Genomic DNA, 20928 nt, shown 5'->3' on the forward strand with positions numbered 1-20928 from the left:
GTGACGGGGCAACAGCCTCGTCCCAGACACCCGACGCCACGCCGGGACACCGTAGGAGGAGATTGACATGACCGCACGGATGACCAACCCGCTGATGCTGCTGCCCGGCGTGTACGAAGCTCTGATGGCGATTCACAAGGCTGTCGCCGACACCGGACTGCCCCAGGACCTGTGCGAGATGGTGAACATGCGCGCCAGCCAGCTCAACGGGTGCAGTACGTGTCTTGACGGGCACTGGCGGATCGCGCGTCGTCTCGGCGTCAGCGACGAGAAGCTCTTCGCTGTCGGCGCATGGCACGACATGCCCTACTTCACCGACGCCGAACGTATCGCACTGGAGCTGACCGACGGATTGACCAGACTGGCGGACAAGCCGGACGCCGTGTCGGACGAGCTGTGGGAACGCGCCGCCGACGAATTCGACGAAGCGCAGCTCGCCGCGCTGATTGTCGCGATCGCGAACATCAATCTGTACAACCGCGTGAACCATGCGACGCGGCAGCCGGGCGGCTCGTGGAAGCCGTGAGGGATGGGTAGCTCGCGGGGAAACTCATTCACGGATCCACCGTCGGGAGAAGCAATGGCGTAGCCGCTCAATCTGTACGTTGCCGCTCAACCGTCGGAGCAGACGACTCCGGGTCCACGTCTTCCTCGCGGACAAATTCGACTACGTCCCGACAGGGGCGCAGTTCTTCGAAGGGGTGTTCCGTGTGCCAATTCTCAACTGCGAGGCGTCGCAGCAAACGCAGACGCTACATCTTCTGCGGCAATTGTCGCCAGTACATTACGATCGTGCGGTGTTGCGCCTGTTCCGGAAAACAGCCTCAGGTCTCGCCTACGGTTAGCTTCCTCGACGACGTTACGGATGAATCGTGCATTCCCGAACGACGGCGAGTTGAAGTCACCTGTAACTTCCATGAGTTCGAGCTGGGTTTTGAGCGCATCGTAGGCGTCGGCGCTGAATCTGCTGCCGGTCATGCTCGCCATTACGCCCGCGATCCGCGTCAGTTCCCCACACGAGTACGGCACAAAGCTGACTGTCGTGGTGAAACGTGATCGGAGACCAGGATTGGATTCGAGGAACCGCTGCATGGGTTCGGGATATCCGGCGGCGATCACGATTATCTGATCACGGTCATCATCCATCCGTTTTAGGAGCGTGTTGATTGCCTCTTCCCCGAAAGGATCACCGTCTGTGAATCCGGTCCCGGCGAGCGCATACGCCTCGTCGATGAACAAGACGCCGCCCATCGCTTTGTCGAGTTGCGCTTGAGTCTGCGCAACGGTGTGCCCGTGGTATTTGCCAATAAGTCCAGATCTGTCGACCTCGACTACATGGCCTCCATCAAGGATTCCGAGGGCCTTGTACAAACGTGCGAATATCCGAGCCACCGTCGTTTTTCCGGTTCCAGGTGGTCCTGAAAAGACGAAGTGTCCTGTCAATCGTTGGGCGGGCAGGTTGGCTTCTTGCCGTGCGAGCTGCGCGCGCGCCTGCGCGACAACCATGCGAGCTTGCTGCTTGATCGCGTCTTGACCCACCTGACAGTCGAGTTCAGCAAGGACGTCGTCGACTGTCTCGCGAGGTTCGTCCACGGGGTGACTTCTGTTCTTAGGCGCGTCGGTATCTGCGGGATCCGGACGGTTGAGGGACACCTCGACAGGCGTGACGTTCGCCTGCATAGCTTCCTTCAGCCCACCGAGTGACGGATTCCTGACGTACGCGAACTCAAAGTACCTTTGGGCTGCGCGTTCGTCGCCTTCGGCTCGGGCAGCGAGGCCTCGGAAATACGCCGCCTCGGCGTGCAGGCTTGGTGCGAAGGTCTGCTGCAGGAGAATGTCCAGGTGTGCTTTTGCGGGGCCGAGGACACCCGCCTCGATCAGCAATGCGCCGCTGTAGAGGCGTGACCCGGCCTTGAGGAACCTGTCATTGCTCGAAGCGAGGCGGAATGCGCGGATCGCAAGATCAGAATTGTTGGTGTGGAAGGCGTGGCGACCGCGGAGATACCAGGTCAGATCATCGGATTCAGGAATCTGCTCGAGCACCTGGGTCGCAGAAGTGAACTCCTGTCTGTCCAGATGCCTGGCGGCAACCGCACAGCCCAACTGTGAGTGCGTACGCAGGCAATACGTAATGTGCGTGTCAACATCGAACCGCGACTCGAGCGCGTACCCAGAGCGGTGGCGCTCTTCGCCGAATCGTCCGATGTTCAAACTCATCGCCGTCAACGCTTCATCCGCGCGGTTGGTCGTAGCGTGCAGTCCGAGCCAAGCGTCGGCCATACCCGGATCGTCCTGAACAGCACGAGAGAACAAGTCTCCAGATCGAACTTTGTCGCCTGCGTGCAGGGCACGTACCCCGTCCTGCCAGCGTGTCCTCGCCCTCCGGCGTTCTAGGATGCTCACCAAACCCCCACAGTGTGTTTTTCTACTGAGGGCTATACGTTTACCAGGTGCCGCCGACAAGGACGTGTCGAAGCCGGGTTGGAAGCCCTCACGGGAGAGGCTTTGGTGGCATCGCGAGAGGCGGAACTGTCTTGGCCACCCGGACGAGTGCGCTATCTGCCCCACCTAGCTAACCTCGGCCTTCCATTGGTGGATTCGACTCGCCGGGCCCGATGCATGAAGAAAGTTACTCTCACCAGCGATAATCGTTCTTGCGACAGTCCGATCATCGACCGGCTCCCGACATAGGCGTGGACCCCGGGCCTACAACAGCGACGGCACCCGTCGCGAGGGTGCCGACGTCGCCGAACTGACAGGGGGCATCGATCTAACAGGTTGGCCGCCGGGGTCCGGGTGATCGTGCGGCGGGAGAAACCGCACCCCGGTGCACAACTACGGATCACCGACCAGAACGGGTGGTGACTGACCGCGTTCGCGACCAACACCACGCTCGCGCAAGTCGCGGATCTGGAAGTGCGGCACCGCCGTCGCGCTCGATGCGTGGACCGCATCCGGCAAAGCAAGGACTGCGGACTGCAGAACCTGCCGCTGCACTCGTTCGCGCAAAACCAGATCTGGACCGCGATCATCGCGCTGGCGTTCGGCCTGAACGCGTGGATGCAGATGTGCGCGACATACAACTTCGAGCGAACCTCCCAGATATGGAAGGTGCTCAAGGAAGCGTCCGAGCAGCCCGGCGTGGTGGTCACCGTCTACGTCGACGGCGACAAAGGGCACGCGGCGAACGTCAAGGGTCAACTGTCGAAGGCCAACGTCTTTCAGTCGGCCGCGCTGCCGGGCGGCAAGCGCGTCGTCAGCCACGCCAAATTTATAGTGATCGACCACGAGGTCGTTCTGCTCACTAGCGCGAACTTCTCCTTCAGCGCGGAGAACCGCAATGTGGAGTTCGGTCTCCTAATCCGCGACTCTGCCTGGCTGAGTCCATCGAGTCGACCATGACCAGCAAGCACGGCACGCTCTACGAGTTGACGTAGGGTCACGGAGCGTCATGGTGTTGACCGTTCGGGTGACCCAACACGATGCGGGACATTACAGGGCCCCAGCCCTGTTGAGCGAGGCGAGGCATTCACCGACAGTGCTCGGCGACCGGTGCGCGAATGGACTTCTGTACTGAGATAAGGAATGGCGTCGCCTACCCGTGCACCAGTCCCGATCAGTAGGCGCAGTGGCCGTGATGGCCGTCGGGAGGTCGCGGGGGAGGCACTCGCCGGCTTTGCGAAGCTCGTCAGCGAACGTCGGCGCCGTGCCGTGGCCGTACTCAACCAGCACCTCGCCTCGTCAAGATGGTTCAGGCGTGGCGAGACGGGTCCACCTAGGGCTGTCCGATTTGGGGAACTCCTATAGGTAGGGCTTAGGGACGGCTTTAGTAGCGAAGATTCACAACATCGCACTGGGAGTCGGGCTTTGGGTCGGTCGCCTCGGAGTGCCGGGGGTTCGCGAATCGTGACGTCCGAGGATGTCGAACTCGAGCGAAGTAGATTCTGAGTCGGTGGCGGAATCGTCGAAAAACAGAACGCGAGTACTTGGGTAAGTTCCTCGTCCGAACGGCGCCGCGGGTGCACAGTCGGCTCGCGGAACAAGCCACACGTACCGGTAGGTCGCTGAACGCGGTCGCGAACGACCTTCCCGACGTGTGATCGACGCTGATCAACCGGCGTCGTTTCCACTCCTGCGCGACCGATAGACTGGCGCCCGTGACGAACCCTTCCTCCGACCATCCGCGTCCAGTCCTCGTCGTCGACTTCGGAGCCCAGTACGCCCAGCTCATCGCTCGGCGCGTGCGCGAGGCCCGCATCTACTCGGAGGTCGTCGCTCACGACGCGACGCTCGAGGAGATCACTGCGAAGAATCCGGCGGCATTGATCTTGTCGGGTGGACCGGCGTCGGTGTACGCCGACGGCGCGCCGACGATCGACGAGAAGTTCTTCGACCTCGGCATTCCCGTCTTCGGTATTTGCTACGGCTTCCAGAAGATGACTGCCGCGCTCGGCGGCGTCGTCGCCAATACCGGCGGACGCGAGTTCGGTCGCACGACGTTGACTGTGTCGGGCGACGGTAAGCTCCATCGCGGACTTCCCGAGACGCAGCCGGTCTGGATGAGCCACAACGACGCCGTGCAGAGCCCGCCTGAAGGGTTCGACGTGACCGCGTCGACGCCGGGCGCACCGGTCGCAGCCTTTGAGTGCGTCGAGCGGCAGATGGCCGGCGTCCAGTACCACCCCGAAGTGATGCACAGCCCGCACGGCCAGGAAGTGCTCACCCGCTTCCTGTACGACGTCGCCGGTCTGAAGCCGACATGGACCGCAGCCAACATCGCCGAAGCGTTGATCAACGACGTGCGCGAGCAGGTCGGCGACGGCCTCGCGCTCTGCGCACTGTCTGGCGGTGTCGACTCGGCAGTTGCGGGCGCCCTCGTGCAGCGCGCGATCGGTGACCGACTCACCTGCGTGTTCGTCGACCACGGTTTACTCCGGGCGGGCGAGCGCGAACAGGTGCAGAACGACTTCGTCGCCGCGACCGGCGCGCGTTTGGTGACCGTCGACGCCGAGGAGACGTTCCTCGGGCACCTCGCGGGAGTGTCGGACCCGGAGGAGAAGCGCAAGATCATCGGCCGCGAATTCATCCGGTCGTTCGAAGACGTCGTGTCCGAAGCACTCGGCGACCGCGCAGCCGAAGGCAAGACCATCGACTATCTCGTCCAGGGCACCCTGTACCCGGACGTCGTCGAATCCGGCGGCGGCAGCGGCACCGCCAACATCAAGAGCCACCACAACGTCGGAGGCCTGCCCGAGGATCTCGAGTTCAAGCTCGTCGAACCGCTGCGGCTCCTGTTCAAGGACGAGGTCCGTGCGGTCGGACGTGAACTCGGGTTGCCCGAGGAGATGGTTGCCCGCCAGCCGTTCCCGGGACCGGGCCTGGCGATTCGCATCGTTGGTGAAGTGACCAAGGATCGGCTCGATCTGCTTCGCCAGGCCGACCTGATCGCACGTGAAGAACTCACCGCGGCCGGACTGGACGGGACCATCTGGCAGTGCCCGGTGGTTCTCCTAGCCGATGTCCGCAGTGTCGGTGTGCAGGGTGACGGCCGCACCTACGGACATCCGATCGTGCTGCGTCCGGTCTCGAGCGAAGACGCGATGACGGCCGACTGGACCCGCGTGCCCTACGAGACGCTCGAGATCATCTCGACTCGCATCACCAATGAGGTGCCCGACGTGAACCGCGTCGTGCTCGACGTGACCAGCAAGCCGCCGGGGACGATTGAGTGGGAGTGAGACTTCTGTAGAGCTGGATCGTCAGGCCTCACACCGCTTGAGTGCGGGGCATGATGCGTTGTGGAGTGGCGATAGACGACAACGAATCACGTCCAGTTGCAATGCACTCCACTACCGCATGAACACGCGCGAGTATGCCTCGGCGGCTGAGGGCTTCAATTCTCCCGATACCCGCAGCAAGAGAGTCCCGCGGATCGTGTCGTACTCCTGAACGAGCATCGGTACGTCTTCGCGGACTTTCTGGATGTAGTTGGAGCGACGCCGGGCGGATTCCTCGTCAGGCCATTCTTCGAGCATCGCCCCGCAGTCGACGCTAACCGGGGCAGGAGGCTCCGGACACCCGGCGCGCGAGTCTTCGATGACGTATGCGGCGGTGTATCCGTTCGGACGACCGATCAGGTTGTTCCCGTCGTTGCGTTCGGTGATCTCAATAACCCTTGTCGCCTCGCGAATCGCGACCTGAAGTCGGTGCGCAGCACTGGCCGCCTCATCCCCCGCGACCATCGTGACTCCGGTGAGTGAAGCAGGGTCACCTATCACGGCCCGCTGAGACGAACACCCGGTGAGCAGCAAGATCCCTCCGAGGACACAGGCGACCGGGCGTCTCTTCATCACAGCACTGTAGCCGCGGCTCACGCTCCGCCGAAGAGTATCGGACCGACTCAACCGGAGCGGAATGAACTGATCTCGGCACGGAGAGTGCTCGGTAGCACACGCAGTGGCGCCGTCGTGAAGCCTTCCACGACTTGGCACATCAGTGGACGGGGTCTCGACTTCGCTCGACCGACGGGGGAGCGGCTGAGTGGCTCGACTACGTGTCCCGCTCGCTGATAATGCGGTCGTATTCACGCTTACCCATGAGCCTCTGCAGCGGAATGTCGTCGATCTGGTCGAAGGTGAGGACCGCTTCGGGACGAGAGAGTCGCTCGACGTCGACCTTCGGCGGTTCGGGGACGATGATGGCGGCATCGAGGAAATCCCAACCGTCGATCGAGTCGTGTGCCCAGCGTCGTTCGCTCTCCTCGAACTGGTGGTCCTGCGAGATGAACCAGTTGGCGATCAGACGACGCTGGCCGGGGAGTAGCGTCCAGACCTTCTGACGATCGATCCGCGCATGCGCCGTCGGGCGCATCACGCCGATCCACTCGAGGTCGCCTGCCTGATTGAAGAACTGCCAGAGGCGCCACTTGTCTACGTCCACCATGATGGGGAGCGCAGTTGGGGGGTGACAGTTTTGGGTGGGTGAAGTCTCGACTTCGCTCGACCGGCGGGGGAAGCGTGAGGTCTCGACTTCGCTCGACCGGCGGCGGAAGCGTGGGTCTCGACTTCGCTCGACCGGCGGGGAATGAGCTTCGTCGTTTGGTGCAGTTAGGCGCTGATCGAGTTGCCCCCCCACGTTGATCGAACGGAGTCGAGATCGTTTGTGGGGAGAGGTCTCGACTCCGCTCGACCAACAACAAATGGGGCTCGGCCGGCGGAGGAGGCGGGGGTCTCGACTCCGCTCGACCTGCGACAAAGGGGGCTTGACCGGCGGAGGAGGCGGGTCTCGACTCCGCTCGACCGGCAGGGGCCTAACGCCGCCGAATACCGCTCGCCACCAGGCCGACGCCTACGACCAGGCCGATCACCAGAATGGTCCAGGGAACCGCCCCGGAGTCGGTGATGTTGGGACCGCCGGCGAGGCCCCAGGCGGCGACCACCAGGGCCAGGACGCCGAGGACTGCGAGGAAAGGGTTACGACGGCCTTCGGGGGCCTCGGTGATCTGCTGCTCGGTCATTTGATCGTCTCCACATTGCCGAGCGCGGTGTGCGCGTCGATCGTCAGGGTCGGGGTCTTCGCGTCGGGGTTGACGACGCCGTCGGCGCAGTTCACTTCGCCCACGCCCGCGCTGCAGTTCATCCTCACTCGGAGGTCGTTGGGCAGGTAGATCTTGATCTCGCCGACACCTTGGCGGACCTCGACCGTCCGATCCCGATCCAGGTCGCCGATGTCACGCAGATCGAGGGTCGACGAACCGACCGTCAATCCGTACTCGTCGTGCAGGTCGCCCGCGGTGGGCGGATTCCACGTCCGGTCACCGACACCGCCCTGCGGGAAGATGTTGCCTGCTCCGGCGAGCCCGGTCGACAGTACCGTGACCACCGCGGCGATCACGGCGAGCGGGACGAGTCCGGAGCCGCCGCGTCGCCGGACGAACGACGAGACGATCAGCCCGACGCCGAGCACCGCGAGCACGAGCGACGCGATCCGGCCAGGCGTGAACCAGTCGATCCCGGCCAAGTTCCCGGCAGTGCCGGCAGCCGCCGTGATGACCGCCAGACCGAGGAAGGTCGGCGTCACCGGCGAACGCGGAACGCGCGGGGCGGGAGGCTGCGGGGGAGGAGTCGGCTCGGGGAGGTCCCACGCGAACCTCGCAGTTCCCAACGGATCCCAGCTCGGCGGCTCGTCGACCGGGTGATCGAGCGGAGCTGTCGGAGCGTCGTCGGCCGCGGGAGCTCCGCCCGCGGGGGCAGTCGTCTTGGTCATCGACACTCCGCCGAACTCGGGAACCGGCGCCGCGACATGGGGTTCCACCAACTGAGCGGCCGACGTTCCGGCCGGCGCCTGCGGCGTGCGCTGATACAGCAGCCACCACCCGGCAGCCAACAGCAGCCCGCCGAGCAGACCGCTCGACCCCCAGAAGTTCTGTGCGCCGATGATCGATATCGCGATGACCGCGAGGATCGCCAGGGGGATCCAGCGGATATTGCCGCCGGGTGTGCGATGCCGCATCCACGGCGGGCCACCGCGGGGAGCCTGGTGCGGATTCCGCTCGTCCTCGGCGGGAAACGCGACCGCAGCGGCGATGTAGGCGATGATGCCGCTGCCGCCGAACAGTGCGGCGACGACGAACGCGACCTTCACCAGCGTCGGATCGACGCGGTAGCGGTCGCCGATGCCGACACACACGCCGGCGATGGTGTTGCCGTGTCGACGGCGCACCGGCCTGGTGTTCCACATGTCTTGGACAGTCGCAGCGTTCATGCCATTCATCTTGTCGCTCGACGCCGCGGAGTGAATCGGGCTAAACCCTGAGATGTTCCCTGATGTGCGGACCCACCTCGTCGTGCCACTATCGAACTAATGAAATCGAAGATGCACATGGGGACCGGGCCACGGCTGCAACGTCGCAGCGGCGGCAAGGTGGTCGCCGGGGTGTGCGGCGGGGTCGCCGATCACCTCGGCGTCGACGTATTCCGGGTCCGCGTGGTCTTCGTCGTCCTCGCCGCACTCGCGGGCGCGGGCGTCCTCGCGTATGCGCTTCTCTGGTTCTTCTGCCCCTCGAGCGACGACACGGTCGCCGCCGAACCCCGCGAACGACGACAGGCGTACGGCCTCATCGTCATCGGCGTCATCGCGTTGGCCGCCAACGGAATGGTGGCGACCAGCGCGCCCGCGCAGTCGATGCTCGCCATTCTGTTCGTCCTCGGCGGCGCGTCACTGGTGTGGCGCGAGGCCGACGTCACGGGGATCTCGTCGTCGCAGTCGCGCCTCATCACCTGGGTGCGGGTGGTGTTCGGTGCGCTGTTCGTGATCGGCGGCCTCGTGCTCGTGGTGGTCTCGCCCGACACGCCGCTCGCCGGCATGAATCCGATCCTGTTGGCCGTCCTGGTGACAGTGGTCGGCAGCGTGCTGCTCACCGTGCCCGTCTGGATGAAGATGTGGCGGGCCCTCAACGAAGAACGCGCCGCCCGCATCCGCAACGACGAGCGCGAGGAGATCGCCTCGCATCTGCACGACTCGGTCCTGCAGACGCTTGCCCTCATCCAGAAGCAGGCCGATCGCCCGGACACCGTCGCACGTCTGGCCCGCAGTCAGGAACGCGAACTGCGGCAGTGGCTGTTCAGCGACAAGGCTCGTCCCAACGAGTCGCTCGCCGCCGCGATCAGCGCCGTCGCCGTCGAGGTGGAAGACACGTACGGCCCCGAGGTCGAGACGGTGACCGTCGGCGACGTGACCGTCGACGAACTGCGCGATCCCGCCCGGGCTCGGGCGTGGGGCGCACTGGTCGCTGCGGCACGCGAAGCACTCGTCAACGCGGCCAAGCACTCCGGCGCCGACAAGATCGACGTGTACTGCGAAGTGGCTGACGGCGAAGTGGAAGTATTCGTGCGCGATCGCGGCGTCGGCTTCGACGTCGACACCGTCGACCCCGATCGGCAGGGCATCAGCCGGTCGATCCGCGGTCGGATGGAACGCGCGGGCGGGACGGCCCGCGTCACGTCGACGCCCGGACGGGGTACCAACGTCGCCCTCACGCTGCCGCGGACCCCGGAGATCGCCGCCGATCCCGACAAGTCCCGCCCAGACAAGTCCCATGCCGACAAGTCCCGACCCGAGACCGATCAGGAGATCGCATGAGTGCCTACCGTCTATTCCTCGTCGACGACCACGGAGTGTTCCGCTCCGGGGTGCGCGCCGAACTCGCCGGCGTGGACGGGTTGGACGTTGTCGGCGACGCGGGGACCGTCGCCGAGGCGATCGCACAGATCACGCAGACCCGTCCCGACGTCGTCCTGCTCGACGTCCACATGCCCGGCGGGGGAGGCGTCGCAGTGCTGCGCGGGGTCACCGACGCCCTTGGCTCCGAAGCGCCGGTGTTCCTGGCACTGTCGGTGTCGGACGCGGCCACCGACGTCATCGCCACCATCCGCGCAGGCGCACGTGGGTACGTCACCAAGACGATTGACGGCAGCGAACTTGCCGATGCCGTACGACGCGTCGCCGAGGGCGACGCCGTCTTCAGCCCCCGACTGGCCGGATTCGTCCTCGACTCGTTCACCGGAAAATCCGCGGTGCCCGAGCCGCATCTGGACCCCGAGCTCGACTCGCTTACCAAACGCGAACTCGAAGTGCTCCGACTGCTGGCGCGCGGCTACACCTATCGCGAGATCGCCGAGGAACTGTTCATCTCGGTGAAGACCGTGGAGACGCACGCGTCGAACGTGCTGCGCAAGACCCAGCAGTCGAATCGGAACGCGTTGACCCGGTGGGCGGTTAACCGGCAGTTGGGGTGAGGTCCCGGACCCGGTCACGGCCGATGTCCGGGACGATCCGTGCCGATAGTGCGGGCCCGGAATCCGCAACCGTAGAAGCCTCGACACGTGAAATGTCGAGGACAGCGTCACGCTCGGGAAACATATCGTCGGTGTATCGAGAAATGCATACGTCCTGGCAACGCCGCGGTGTCTTGACTAGACCACATGGTTTCAACCGAACTGAGTTCCAACTCGCGGCCAGGCGCCGCGAGAGTCCACGATCGGCCGACGGCCAGGTCGAGTTGTAGTGCTCCGTCTACGGAGATCACGGCCTTCGGGTGCGACGTCGACGAAGCGATGTTGTTCCGGGCGGTGGGAGATCGCCTAGGGGTCTCGCCGAGCGTCACTGCTGCGACCGTTGATGAAACGACCGCCGAACTTGCTCGCGGTAGCCGCTGCATAAGCGTGAGTCATAAGAATCAGATCACCGACGCCACGCTGCATGCACTCAGCGGAGTCGGTGTGGAGTACATCTCCACTAGGAGCGTTGGCTACGACCACATCGACGTCGAGTACGCGAGCCGCATCGGTATCTCGGTCGGCAATGTCGCGTACTCGCCAAATGGCGTGGCCGACTACACCTTGATGTTGATGCTGATGGCCGTGCGCCACATGAAGTCCACTATCCGCCGTACGGACTCACACGATTACCGTCTGAGTGGGAGCAGGGGAAAGGAACTGCGGGACTTAACAGTCGGCGTGATCGGGACCGGCAGGATCGGGACCGCAGTGATCGACCGATTACGCGGATTCGGCTGCCGCATCTTGACCCATGATGAGCGGTCTGCATCTTCAGTTACAGCTCTCGACGAACTGATAGATCAGAGTGACATAGTCACGCTCCACACCCCGCTCACCACCGGCACTCATCATCTGCTCGATCGCGATCGTATCGAGCGAATGAAACCGGGATCCTACGTAGTCAACACAGGTCGAGGCGCGCTTCTCGATACCGAAGCTCTGATCGCCGCGCTAGAAGACGGCCGGTTAGCCGGCGCAGCACTTGATGTCCTCGAAGGTGAGGAAGGGGTCTTCTACTCAGACTCCAGCAGCACAGTACTCAAGCACCAGTTGCTGGCACACCTACAGCGCCTGCCGAATGTGTTGATCACTCCGCATTCCGCCTATTACACAGATCACGCGTTGAAGGACACCGTAGAAAACAGCATCACCAACTGTCTGAACTTTGAAAGCGGGAAAACAGCATGAACAGATTACGAGTCGCCATAATTTTCGGAGGCGCTTCCGAAGAGCATCCTATCTCCATCAAATCGGCGGTAGAGGTCGCAAAGAACCTAGACACCGACAAGTACGAAGCGTTCTGGGTCGGCATCACTACCGGCGGAGAATGGAAGTTGTGTGCCGCTCCTGCCCATGGTTGGGACAAGGAGAACACCCGCGCCGCGGTATTGTCGCCCGACCCAGGCACGCACGGTCTCCTGGTCCAGTATGGCGAAGGCTATGAAACAGTCCATCTCGACGTGGTCATGCCCATGTTGCACGGAAAGCATGGCGAAGACGGCGCGATCCAAGGACTGTTGGAGCTCTCTGGCATCCCATATGTCGGCTGCGATGTCCAGGGATCAGCAGTGTGTATGGACAAGTCCCTCGCCTATACCGTCGCCAAGAGATCCGGAATCTCCACTCCAGAGTTCCTGACCATCACCGACGGCGAGGAGATCGATCCAGGGCGTCTTCGTTATCCGGTATTCGTGAAGCCGGCCCGGTCGGGATCGTCGTTCGGCGTCAGCAAGGTCACCGAAGAAGATGAGCTGCCGAACGCGTTGAGCGAAGCGCGACAGTACGATTCGAAGATCTTGATCGAGGAGGCGGTGGCTGGTAGCGAGGTCGGCTGCGCAGTCCTTGGAGAGGGGCTCGGCCTGACTATCGGAGAAGTGGACCGGGTCGACATGTCACACGGATTCTTTCGAATTCACCAGGAGGACGCGCCCGAGGAGGGGTCAGAGAACGCGACCTTCATCGTTCCGGCCGACATATCCGAGGCATCACGGGACCTCGTTCAGGCGACGGCAAAGACCATCTATGGTGCGCTCGGCTGCAAAGGGATCGCACGCGTCGACATGTTCCTCACTGACGACGGCCAGGTGGTCCTCAATGAGGTCAACACGATGCCTGGAATGACTTCCTACAGCCGCTACCCACGGATGATGGCCGCTTCAGGGCTGTCGCTGAGCGATGTGATCGACCGACTCATCGCAATGACAATGTATGGGAAGAAGCGATGAACGAGGACTTCGTGTACGTCGACTCCGTCGTTCCCGCCGTCCGGTGGGACGCAAAGTATGCGACCTGGGATAACTTCACCGGAAAACCCGTTGACGGATACCTTACGAACCGCATAGTAGGCACCCGGGCGCTGTGCGCGGCTCTGGAGAAAGCACGTGACAAGGCGGCCGCATCCGGATTCGGCTTGCTTCTCTGGGACGGGTATCGACCTCAACGCGCCGTCGACTGTTTCCTGCGCTGGTCGGAACTGCCCGAGGACGGTCGAACAAAACGGCGTCATTACCCCAACATCGACCGGGCCGAGATGGTCGAACACGGGTACGTTGCCGAGAAATCCGGCCACAGCCGGGGCTGTTCGGTCGACTTGACCCTCTATCACCTTGCCACCGACGAACTAGCCCAGATGGGCGGCGGTCACGATCTGATGGACCCCATTTCGCACCTTCATGCTCGAGGCATCACACGAACAGAGGCCCGCAACCGTGAATACCTCAGTTCCATCATGGACGATTCCGGTTTCGCCCCATACGACTTCGAATGGTGGCACTACACGTTAAGAGACGAGCCGTATCCCGATGTACACTTCGACTTTCCCATCATCTGACCGGGGTCTTCATTGTGTTTCACAATGGGGGAACCTGAGAAACAACGACTCGGTCGTCATGCGCCGTACCGACCCGCTCAAACTGGAAGTCTTCCTGGGTGGTCCTGATCCATCGCTACGGCATGATTGGGCCGCGGACGGATACCACTCAAGCGATGAGTACCTCTTCTGGTCCCGGAAAGTCTGCGGGTTGGCGTGTCTACAGTCGCTGCTCCACGGTTGGACAAACGTACGCAGGACGATGGGAGACCTTCTCGCGGAAGCATACGACTGGGGCTGCTACACGGTGGATTCGTCCGGAATAGTTCACGGGCTCATATACCGGCCATTCATGTCCTGGGTCAGTTCCGAGTTCGGATTCGACTGCGAGTTGGTCGAGCATACGTCGATCCACGTATCAGGGCGAAGCCTCGAGCCAGGGCAGGTGATGATCGCGTCGGTGTCTCCTGAGATTCGTGACCCCGACACCCCGAAGCCGCAGCGTGGCGGCCACCTCGTGCTGGTATATGCGGTCGACGATGGCACGGTGCGGTTCCACAACCCTTCGGGGTACTCCCACAACTCAGAGTCCGCATCGCTACCCGTCCACGAATTCGAGCGCTTTCACGCAGACCGGGGCATCATCATCCGGGGCGTCTCGTGATCGGCGAACCCGCACCCCGCGTGGTCGTCGCCGGCGGTCACTCGGCGGGCCATATCGAGCCTGCGATGAACCTCGCCGACGCGCTGCGGAGGTTGGATCCCACGACTGAGATCACAGCTCTAGGCACGGTCCGCGGACTAGACACCACGCTCATTCCCGCCCGTGGCTACCCACTCGAACTGATCCCGCCGGTACCGTTGTCGCGCAAAATCGACACAGACCTATTTCGGACCCCGAGCAGACTTCTCGACTCGATTCGAGTCGCCGGCGCAGTACTCGATCGGTCGCGTGCGGAGATCGTCGTAGGTTTCGGCGGGTATGTCGCACTGCCCGCGTATGCGGCCGCCCGGCGACGCCGATTACCGATCGTCGTCCATGAGGCGAACGCCCGGCCTGGGCTGGCCAACCGGGTTGCAGCCCGCATGACAACGCATGTCTTCACCGCCACCGGAGGTGTCCGCCTGCCACACGCCATCCCGCTCGGCATTCCGATGCGGCCCTCGATCACCGGACTCGACCGACGCGCACTGCGCAGTGCGGCCCGGCGTCGGTTCGGGCTGCGAGACGATGGGGTCGTCCTGCTGGTCACCGGCGGTTCCCAAGGTGCGGGGACGATCAACGCCGCGGTCTCCGGTGCGGCCGCAGCATTACGAGCGGCCGACATACAGGTCCTCCACATCACCGGGTCTCGCCGCATCGTCCAGGTTCCCGCCGGACAGCCGTCTGATCCCCCTTATGTCGTAGTCGACTACGTCGATGAGATGCGGTACGCCTATGCCGCGGCAGACTTCACCGTCTGCCGCTCCGGAGCGATGACGTGCGCGGAGCTATCCGCTGTCGGAATGCCCGCCACGTACGTCCCGCTGCCCCAGCGCGGAGGTGAACAAGCGTTGAATGCTGAGCCGATCGTTGCTGGTGGCGGGGCACTGCTCGTCGATAACAGTGAGTTTGACCCGGCGTGGATTGAGACCGATCTCATCCCGGTGCTCACTGACCCCGAGCAGATCGCCGCGATGTCAGCGCGGGCATCGGCGGCGGGCGCACCCGATGCCGACGCGGCCCTGGCCCGGCACGTGCTCGCCACAATCACGCGAGAGAGACGTCGAAGGCCCTGTAGCTAGCACTTGCGGGTGCTGTGACCTTGTGGTTAGGAGTCTGATCGGGCGGTGGCAGGTAGTCGTACTGTGCTGCACAGTCCGCCATCGGAACGCGGCCTGAGGGAGAGGTCTCCATCGTGGGCTTGGGCGATCCGGTTAGCGATCGCCAGCCCGAGACCGGCACCCACATGGTCGCCGCCGACGCGCTCAGTGCCGCGCTGGAACGGCTCGACGAGCGTGGAGATCACGCTGGGGTCGAGCTCGATGCCGGTGTTCTCGAACGTGAGCTGTGCGGTGACAGAGTCAGTGGCGGTGCCAATGCGGACACGGCCGTCGTTGCGCATGTTGTGGACGATCGCGTTGTGTAGAAGGTTCGTCGCCAATTGCAGCAGCAGCGTATGGGACCCGTGACACGGTGTCGGATTCAAGTCTGTCTCTATGGCGACGCCATGCTTCTCTGCGAGCGGAAGCAACGTCTCGATGGCTTCGTCGGCGATAAGGGCCAGATCGACCTGGCGACGCTCAAAAGCCCTCTGGTCAACACGACTGAGCAAGAGGAGCGCCTCGGTGAGTTCGATCGCTCGAGTGTTGACCATACGAAGGCGTTGATCGAGCTGACTGTCCTCGCGATCGGGATCGTTCAGCGCGACGTCGAGAAGCGTTTGCGTGATCGCGAGCGGGGTGCGCAGTTCGTGGGAGGCGTTGGCCGCGAACCTCTGTTGCTCGGCGTCCCGGATTTCGAGTTGAGCGAGCATGGCGTCGAACGCATCAGCGAGGTCGCGGAACTCGTCCTTACGTCCCTCCATCCCGATTCGGAATGACAGCGCCCCGTCCTGGGCCTTTCGTGCGGCGTTCGAGATCCGGGTCAATGGTGCAAGCATCCGTCCTGCAAGAATCCAACCGCCCACAAGGCCGAACACCAGCAAGAATCCGAGCAGCATAATTGCTGCGGGGACGAACACCACTGGGCCGAAATTGCTGGGGTCGAATACCCGACCGAAGTCGGCAAGGGTGGGGAACTGGAACGCCGTAGAGCGTCCTCGCAGGAGGAACACCCAGACCGCTGCGAGGAGTAGTACGCCTGCGAGCACGAGGAAGCTCGCATAACTGAGGGTGAGCTTGAGGCGAACGCTCAGTCCCGGCGCCCTAGCCACCGCCGTCTCCGTCGCTGACGTCTGCGGCGGTGTCGATACGGTATCCGACGCCCGGCACAGTGGCGATAACCCACGGTTCGCCCAGCCTCCGCCTCAACGCCGAGACGGTTATGCGCACTGCGTTCGTGAACGGGTCAGCGTTCTCGTCCCACGCCCGCTCCAGCAACTCCTCGGCGCTGATCACCCCGCCTTCGGCAGCAACGAGGACCTCTAGCACCGCGAACTGTTTCCGAGTGAGCGCCACATACTGCCCTCCTCGGTAGACCTCTCGGCGGAACGGATCTAACCGCAAGCCGGCGATCTCCCGCACCGGCGGCCGACTGTGGACGCGCCTTCGGTCGAGCGCGCGCAGCCTGAGAACGAGTTCTTTGAGATCGAACGGTTTCGTGAGGTAATCGTCCGCGCCGAGCTCGAATCCGGACGCCTTGTCGTCTAGTCGGTCGGCTGCGGTCAGCATGAGGATCGGCATGCCACTGCCCGACGCGACGATACGTCGAGCAACTGCGTCGCCGGAAGGGCCGGGGATATCACGATCGAGAACAGCGATGTCGTATGCGTTAACGTCTAACAACTCCAGAGCAGTGTCGCCGTTGCCGGCGATATCGGCTGCGATGGCTTCCAGCCTCAGTCCATCGCGGATAGCCTCGGCCATGTAGAGCTCGTCCTCGACAACTAATACACGCATGATCTGCATGCTACGAGCCCACGTATATCGGCGATGTATTGAAAACTGCAGTCCGCGGTTGAAATCGTGCGGTCTGGCAAACGCGAACGACCTACACCGTCAGCACGATGATGACGGCAATTATCACCGTCAACAGAACCAGCAGCGCGAAGATCGCGACGGCGAGGCCGAGATTGCTGCTCTGTTGGGGAGGCTGCTGGTAGTAACCGGAGTACGGGTCGTAGCCCTGCTGCTGCGCGGGTGCATAACCCATCGAAGGGTTCGATGGGTTGGACGGATACGGCATCGGCTCCGGGGTGGCGCGCGGGGCGTAGCCGCTCGTCGTCGGAGCCACACGCGTCGGCGGATGCGTGTTCGGGGGAGGCGTCCGGCTCATAGTCGGCGCGTAACCGGGCGTCGACTGTCCGGGGTTCGACGGGATGATCGTCTCGCGAGCGGGCACCGCCCGCTGCGGCTTGGTCGAGATGAGACCGGTCAGCACCTTCTCTGTGGTGCCGAGCGTTCCGGCCGCGTACTGGACGAGTAGATCACGAGCCTCCGACATGGTTGGTCGGGCGGCAGGGGCCGGCTCGAGCAACTGCAACATGACCGGTTCCAGCGCGCCAGCGCGCCTCGGCGGATCGATCTGCGCGCTCGCGGCACGGTGCAGCGTCGCGATGTAATTGTCGGCGTCGCCGTACGGAGGACGGCCCTCCACCATCGTGTACAGCGTGGCGCCCAGCGAGTAGACGTCCGAGGCCTCGCCCGGCTCGTCGCCGCGCGCCACCTCCGGCGCGAAATACGCAGGTGTGCCGGTGACGATGCCGGTCTGAGTCAGCGAGACGTCGTCCTTGGCGCGCGAGATGCCGAAATCGGTGATCTTCACCAGTCCCACGCTGCGGCCGGTGTTGGCGATCAAGATGTTCGCCGGCTTGATGTCCCGGTGGATGATGCCCGACGCGTGCGCCTCGGCAATCGCGTCGGCCACCTGCGCCGCGATCTGAGCGGCCTCGATCGGCGCGATCGTGTTGTTGTCGCGCAGCACGTCGGCCACGCTGTGCGACGGCAGGTACTCCATCACCAGCCACGGGTCCTCGCCGTCGAGTGCGACGTCGTGCATCCCGATCGCATTGCGGTGCGACAATCGGGCGGCGAGCCGGCCCTCGCGCATCGCGCGCTGACGGTTGGTGAGAGACTCCTCCTCGGACATGCCCGCCGTCGAAAGGACCTGCTTGACGGCGACGTCACGGTCGAGCAGGGTGTCGCGAGCGAGCCAGACGGCTCCCATGCCGCCACGCCCGATCTGGCGGACCAGGCGATAGCGGCCTGCGACGAGATACGAGGGTGCAGGCGCGGCCGATCCGGTCATATCGCGAGTGTAAGCCATGCATAGGGCACGCCCTTGACGCAGCTATCGCACATGTGTTCGGATACTCGCCATGAGTGGGTTGCCGGGGCTGGTCGCGGACGATCTCGTGCGGACCCTGCGGATCCCCGAGGCTCCACGACTCACGGTGCACGAGATGCTGGCGCCGACCATGCTGCGATCGGTGACCGGCGATCGGCGGCATCCGTACGAGTTCTCGGTGGATCCGATGGTGTGCGACGGCGACGACGTGCAGGTGATGCTGAACGCGGCCGCCGTCCTCCGGAAAGAGGTGCGACGACGGTCCTGGCGTCAGTCGACGGTCGCGATCGGCGCGTCCGGCACCGACCCGTACGGGTTCTTCGAAGACCGGTATCGGTTGATGCCCGGCGTCATCTCCGCGCTCGCCGAGTCGCAGACGCCGTTCGCGCTGCATACGGGATCCGAACTCGTCCTGCGCGATCTGTCGCTGCTGCGCGTGGTGCGCCACGCGGTCCCGACCACCGTGATCGTCACGGTGCCCGCCATGGACGTCGACCTGTGTCGGCGGGCGGATCCTCAAGGGTCGTCGCCTGCGAAGCGGATCGAGACCGTCCGAAAGCTCGCCGACGCGGGTCTCGCGCCGCACGTACAGATCGCGCCGCTGCTGCCGTTGCTGACCGATGCCACGTCGCAGTTGGACGATTTGCTCGGCGCGCTCGCGGACGCAGGCGCCGATCGCGTATCGGTGTCGGTGCTGCAACTGTCCGACGACGGTTACCTCGAGTGGATCGCCGAGGAGCACCCGGCGCTGCTGCGTCGCTACCGGTCGCTGTACGGGCGCGGATCATTCGTGCCCGCCGACTACGCCGTCAGGCTCCGTGAACGGATGAGGCCGCTCGTGCAGGAGCACGGCCTACTCCGGCCTCCCGAGCACGAACCCGTCGCTGCTGCGGCGCCGATCGAATCGCCCGAAGACGTAGAACTCACTCTGTTCTGAGGCGGGACGAGTAGGCGCAGAGCGCGGCCGTTAACAGCATGACCAGTGTGAGGGGGATGAGGATCATCTTGCTGGGAGCGGCGAACTCGGCGAGGTTCGGTGCGCCGAGCTTGGTCTCCAGGTCTCCGTAGAACCAGCTCGGCCAGATCATCACCGCTAGCGGGACGAGTGCTCCGATGGTGGTGGCGACGGCGGCGATGACGTTCGCCAGTCGCGACAACGGGGCAGCCGACGGTGCCGGCATCAGCGAGATCAGGGCCGCGAGTATCGCGACGACGCAGGCCGCCACGACCAGCCACCCGCGGCCCTCGGGGCTGACGTCGAGGTCGGCGATCTCGGAGGCGCCGATGCCCAATCCGTTCCACGACAGGTCCAGGCCTGCCGACTTCAGGTTCATCCAGGGGAGCGTGGTGAGGGCGATCGCGGTCGCGGCGGCGACGATCGTCGCGAACGGAAACAGGCGGGACGGCTGCATGAGTGCCGACTGTAGTGGAGTGATCCGGCCCGTGGGCTGCGGCGTTGACGATTGTCAGAGGCGAGACCTAGAATATCGAACAAGAGTTCGAATGCCGAGGATTGGGGAAACGATGGCTCGGTCAGGGATCGTCAAAGCAGGTCAACGGGATATTTCGGGGGAAGTAGACGAGCTTCGACGACGGCTCGCAGGCATGTCGGGAGACGCGGTCTCGGAGACGTCGGTGCTCCCTGTTCCCGAGTCGATGACGCCGTTGTTTCCGCGTGGCGGGCTCTCTCGGGGGACGGTGGTCGCCTCTGCCGGCGCCACCACAGTTCCGATGGCGATCATCGCCGAGACGACCCGAGCCGGAGCGACGGTCGCCCTCGTCGGACTCCCGCGGCTGAACCTGGCCGCAGCTAAAGACATGGGGGCCGATCTGAGCCGGGTCGCCGTGGTGACCGAGCCGGGCGTCGATCCGCTCGAAGTGGCCGGCGTGCTCCTCGACGGGATCGACCTCGTGGTGCTCGGACCGGAACTCGGGCATGGACGCATGCGTGGTCCGGTGGCGCCGTCTCGCGCGAGGGTGCTGGCGGGACGGGCTCGCAAGCAGTCGTCGACGCTGCTGGTCCTGGGCGACTGGCCGGGTGCCGCTGTCCGCATCTCCAGTGAGGTGACCGACTACCGGCATGTTCCCGCACGACGCAGCGGGTACGGGCGGATCGGTGGGTTCGGAGTAGACGTGCAGGTGTCCGCATCCGGCGCGCGACCGTCAACCGGACGATTCGACCTCGTGACGCCCGGTATGGGGGAGAAGCAGGACGTCCTGCAGTTGGTGGCTGTCGACGTCCAGGTTCAGGCGCCTGCTCGTCCGAAGCTGGCGGTAGCGAATTGAGTGGGGGT

22 protein-coding genes and 1 pseudogene are annotated in these 20928 nt (G+C 64.0%); 14 read left to right on the forward strand and 9 right to left on the reverse strand.

Annotated features, from left to right (window positions below; all coding sequences use genetic code 11):
* Positions 1-67: 67 nt before the first annotated feature.
* Positions 68-526, forward strand: coding sequence for a carboxymuconolactone decarboxylase family protein (locus ACTIMF_RS05315; RefSeq protein WP_442349233.1), 459 nt, complete (start codon positions 68-70; stop codon positions 524-526).
* Positions 527-720: 194 nt separating this feature from the next.
* Here ACTIMF_RS05315 and ACTIMF_RS05320 read toward each other — a convergent pair whose 3' ends face one another.
* Positions 721-2568 (reverse strand): AAA family ATPase, encoded by a 1848-nt coding sequence (locus ACTIMF_RS05320; RefSeq protein WP_442349234.1) that lies wholly within the window; start codon positions 2566-2568, stop codon positions 721-723.
* A gap of 123 nt (positions 2569-2691) precedes the next feature.
* On the opposite strand from ACTIMF_RS05320, the pseudogene ACTIMF_RS05325 reads away from it, so the two are divergent.
* The 4 genes and pseudogenes from ACTIMF_RS05325 to guaA all read left to right on the forward strand — a co-directional run.
* Positions 2692-3075 (forward strand): annotated as a pseudogene (locus tag ACTIMF_RS05325) (transposase); the annotation flags it as partial.
* Positions 3067-3402: a phospholipase D-like domain-containing protein gene (locus tag ACTIMF_RS05330; RefSeq protein ID WP_442349317.1), complete on the forward strand. Its 336-nt coding sequence runs from the start codon at positions 3067-3069 to the stop codon at positions 3400-3402. The pseudogene ACTIMF_RS05325 and the gene ACTIMF_RS05330, both read left to right, overlap by 9 nt.
* Positions 3403-3944: 542 nt before the next feature.
* Positions 3945-4100, forward strand: coding sequence for a toxin-antitoxin system HicB family antitoxin (locus ACTIMF_RS05335; RefSeq protein WP_442349318.1), 156 nt, complete (start codon positions 3945-3947; stop codon positions 4098-4100).
* A gap of 57 nt (positions 4101-4157) precedes the next feature.
* The gene (guaA, locus tag ACTIMF_RS05340; RefSeq protein ID WP_442349235.1) at positions 4158-5738 is read left to right on the forward strand and encodes a glutamine-hydrolyzing GMP synthase; all 1581 of its coding nucleotides are present in this window, start codon (positions 4158-4160) and stop codon (positions 5736-5738) included.
* A gap of 111 nt (positions 5739-5849) precedes the next feature.
* Here guaA and ACTIMF_RS05345 read toward each other — a convergent pair whose 3' ends face one another.
* The 4 genes from ACTIMF_RS05345 to ACTIMF_RS05360 form a co-directional block, all read right to left on the reverse strand.
* Positions 5850-6350 (reverse strand): hypothetical protein, encoded by a 501-nt coding sequence (locus ACTIMF_RS05345; protein WP_442349236.1) that lies wholly within the window; start codon positions 6348-6350, stop codon positions 5850-5852.
* Between the two features lie 199 nt (positions 6351-6549).
* Entirely contained in the window at positions 6550-6942 is a 393-nt protein-coding gene (locus ACTIMF_RS05350; protein WP_442349237.1) for a hypothetical protein, read from the reverse strand.
* A gap of 367 nt (positions 6943-7309) precedes the next feature.
* Positions 7310-7516 carry a hypothetical protein gene (locus ACTIMF_RS05355; protein ID WP_442349238.1) on the reverse strand — a complete coding sequence of 69 codons (207 nt, stop codon included), beginning with the start codon at positions 7514-7516 and terminating at the stop codon, positions 7310-7312.
* A complete protein-coding gene (locus ACTIMF_RS05360; protein WP_442349239.1) occupies positions 7513-8763 on the reverse strand; it encodes a PspC domain-containing protein in 1251 nt (416 codons plus the stop codon). Before ACTIMF_RS05360 ends, ACTIMF_RS05355 begins: the two co-directional genes overlap by 4 nt.
* A gap of 99 nt (positions 8764-8862) precedes the next feature.
* Here ACTIMF_RS05360 and ACTIMF_RS05365 point away from each other — a divergent pair, with 99 nt between their 5' ends.
* The 7 genes from ACTIMF_RS05365 to ACTIMF_RS05395 all read left to right on the forward strand — a co-directional run bounded on the left by ACTIMF_RS05365 (position 8863) and on the right by ACTIMF_RS05395 (position 15432).
* A complete protein-coding gene (locus ACTIMF_RS05365) occupies positions 8863-10140 on the forward strand; it encodes a PspC domain-containing protein (protein ID WP_442349240.1) in 1278 nt (425 codons plus the stop codon).
* A complete protein-coding gene (locus tag ACTIMF_RS05370; protein WP_442349241.1) occupies positions 10137-10796 on the forward strand; it encodes a response regulator in 660 nt (219 codons plus the stop codon). The genes ACTIMF_RS05365 and ACTIMF_RS05370 overlap by 4 nt, the downstream gene beginning before the upstream one ends.
* A 318-nt stretch (positions 10797-11114) precedes the next feature.
* The gene (locus ACTIMF_RS05375) at positions 11115-12026 is read left to right on the forward strand and encodes an NAD(P)-dependent oxidoreductase (RefSeq protein WP_442349242.1); all 912 of its coding nucleotides are present in this window, start codon (positions 11115-11117) and stop codon (positions 12024-12026) included.
* Positions 12023-13063, forward strand: coding sequence for a D-alanine--(R)-lactate ligase (gene vanA / locus ACTIMF_RS05380; RefSeq protein WP_442349243.1), 1041 nt, complete (start codon positions 12023-12025; stop codon positions 13061-13063). The genes ACTIMF_RS05375 and vanA overlap by 4 nt, the downstream gene beginning before the upstream one ends.
* Positions 13060-13668, forward strand: coding sequence for a D-Ala-D-Ala dipeptidase VanX (gene vanX / locus ACTIMF_RS05385; RefSeq protein ID WP_442349244.1), 609 nt, complete (start codon positions 13060-13062; stop codon positions 13666-13668). Before vanA ends, vanX begins: the two co-directional genes overlap by 4 nt.
* 58 nt (positions 13669-13726) lie before the next feature.
* A complete protein-coding gene (locus ACTIMF_RS05390; protein ID WP_442349245.1) occupies positions 13727-14311 on the forward strand; it encodes a hypothetical protein in 585 nt (194 codons plus the stop codon).
* Complete coding sequence (locus tag ACTIMF_RS05395) at positions 14308-15432, forward strand: UDP-N-acetylglucosamine--N-acetylmuramyl-(pentapeptide) pyrophosphoryl-undecaprenol N-acetylglucosamine transferase (protein WP_442349246.1); 1125 nt, start codon at positions 14308-14310, stop codon at positions 15430-15432. The genes ACTIMF_RS05390 and ACTIMF_RS05395 overlap by 4 nt, the downstream gene beginning before the upstream one ends.
* Positions 15433-15458: 26 nt before the next feature.
* Here the strand turns inward: ACTIMF_RS05395 and ACTIMF_RS05400 are convergent, their stop codons facing one another.
* The 3 genes from ACTIMF_RS05400 to ACTIMF_RS05410 form a co-directional block, all read right to left on the reverse strand.
* Positions 15459-16562 carry a sensor histidine kinase gene (locus ACTIMF_RS05400; protein ID WP_442349247.1) on the reverse strand — a complete coding sequence of 368 codons (1104 nt, stop codon included), beginning with the start codon at positions 16560-16562 and terminating at the stop codon, positions 15459-15461.
* Entirely contained in the window at positions 16555-17247 is a 693-nt protein-coding gene (locus ACTIMF_RS05405) for a response regulator transcription factor (RefSeq protein ID WP_442349248.1), read from the reverse strand. The genes ACTIMF_RS05400 and ACTIMF_RS05405 overlap by 8 nt, the downstream gene beginning before the upstream one ends.
* 91 nt (positions 17248-17338) lie before the next feature.
* A complete protein-coding gene (locus ACTIMF_RS05410) occupies positions 17339-18595 on the reverse strand; it encodes a protein kinase domain-containing protein (protein ID WP_442349249.1) in 1257 nt (418 codons plus the stop codon).
* 70 nt (positions 18596-18665) lie between these two features.
* On the opposite strand from ACTIMF_RS05410, the gene ACTIMF_RS05415 reads away from it, so the two are divergent.
* On the forward strand, positions 18666-19571 hold the full coding sequence (locus tag ACTIMF_RS05415) for a sam dependent methyltransferase (protein WP_442349250.1): 906 nt from the start codon (positions 18666-18668) through the stop codon (positions 19569-19571).
* Here ACTIMF_RS05415 and ACTIMF_RS05420 read toward each other — a convergent pair.
* The gene (locus ACTIMF_RS05420; RefSeq protein ID WP_442349251.1) at positions 19558-20046 is read right to left on the reverse strand and encodes a hypothetical protein; all 489 of its coding nucleotides are present in this window, start codon (positions 20044-20046) and stop codon (positions 19558-19560) included. The genes ACTIMF_RS05415 and ACTIMF_RS05420 overlap by 14 nt on opposite strands.
* Positions 20047-20239: 193 nt before the next feature.
* Here ACTIMF_RS05420 and ACTIMF_RS05425 point away from each other — a divergent pair, with 193 nt between their 5' ends.
* On the forward strand, positions 20240-20920 hold the full coding sequence (locus ACTIMF_RS05425; RefSeq protein ID WP_442349252.1) for a hypothetical protein: 681 nt from the start codon (positions 20240-20242) through the stop codon (positions 20918-20920).
* The last annotated feature ends 8 nt before the right edge of the window (positions 20921-20928 follow it).

This window comes from Gordonia sp. (in: high G+C Gram-positive bacteria) (assembly GCF_052106715.1).
Lineage (GTDB): Bacteria > Actinomycetota > Actinomycetes > Mycobacteriales > Mycobacteriaceae > Gordonia.

Coding starts and splice junctions, on each gene's coding strand:
- ACTIMF_RS05420 (WP_442349251.1), bottom strand. CDS start 20,046: ATGCAGCCGTCCCGCCTGTTTCCGTTCGCGACGATCGTCGCCGCCGCG.
- ACTIMF_RS05375 (WP_442349242.1), top strand. CDS start 11,115: ATGTTGTTCCGGGCGGTGGGAGATCGCCTAGGGGTCTCGCCGAGCGTC.
- ACTIMF_RS05390 (WP_442349245.1), top strand. CDS start 13,727: ATGCGCCGTACCGACCCGCTCAAACTGGAAGTCTTCCTGGGTGGTCCT.
- ACTIMF_RS05370 (WP_442349241.1), top strand. CDS start 10,137: ATGAGTGCCTACCGTCTATTCCTCGTCGACGACCACGGAGTGTTCCGC.
- ACTIMF_RS05360 (WP_442349239.1), bottom strand. CDS start 8,763: ATGAACGCTGCGACTGTCCAAGACATGTGGAACACCAGGCCGGTGCGC.
- ACTIMF_RS05415 (WP_442349250.1), top strand. CDS start 18,666: ATGAGTGGGTTGCCGGGGCTGGTCGCGGACGATCTCGTGCGGACCCTG.
- ACTIMF_RS05425 (WP_442349252.1), top strand. CDS start 20,240: ATGTCGGGAGACGCGGTCTCGGAGACGTCGGTGCTCCCTGTTCCCGAG.
- ACTIMF_RS05350 (WP_442349237.1), bottom strand. CDS start 6,942: ATGGTGGACGTAGACAAGTGGCGCCTCTGGCAGTTCTTCAATCAGGCA.
- vanA (WP_442349243.1), top strand. CDS start 12,023: ATGAACAGATTACGAGTCGCCATAATTTTCGGAGGCGCTTCCGAAGAG.
- ACTIMF_RS05405 (WP_442349248.1), bottom strand. CDS start 17,247: ATGCGTGTATTAGTTGTCGAGGACGAGCTCTACATGGCCGAGGCTATC.
- ACTIMF_RS05365 (WP_442349240.1), top strand. CDS start 8,863: ATGAAATCGAAGATGCACATGGGGACCGGGCCACGGCTGCAACGTCGC.
- ACTIMF_RS05345 (WP_442349236.1), bottom strand. CDS start 6,350: ATGAAGAGACGCCCGGTCGCCTGTGTCCTCGGAGGGATCTTGCTGCTC.
- ACTIMF_RS05330 (WP_442349317.1), top strand. CDS start 3,067: ATGTGCGCGACATACAACTTCGAGCGAACCTCCCAGATATGGAAGGTG.
- vanX (WP_442349244.1), top strand. CDS start 13,060: ATGAACGAGGACTTCGTGTACGTCGACTCCGTCGTTCCCGCCGTCCGG.
- ACTIMF_RS05410 (WP_442349249.1), bottom strand. CDS start 18,595: ATGACCGGATCGGCCGCGCCTGCACCCTCGTATCTCGTCGCAGGCCGC.
- ACTIMF_RS05355 (WP_442349238.1), bottom strand. CDS start 7,516: ATGACCGAGCAGCAGATCACCGAGGCCCCCGAAGGCCGTCGTAACCCT.
- ACTIMF_RS05315 (WP_442349233.1), top strand. CDS start 68: ATGACCGCACGGATGACCAACCCGCTGATGCTGCTGCCCGGCGTGTAC.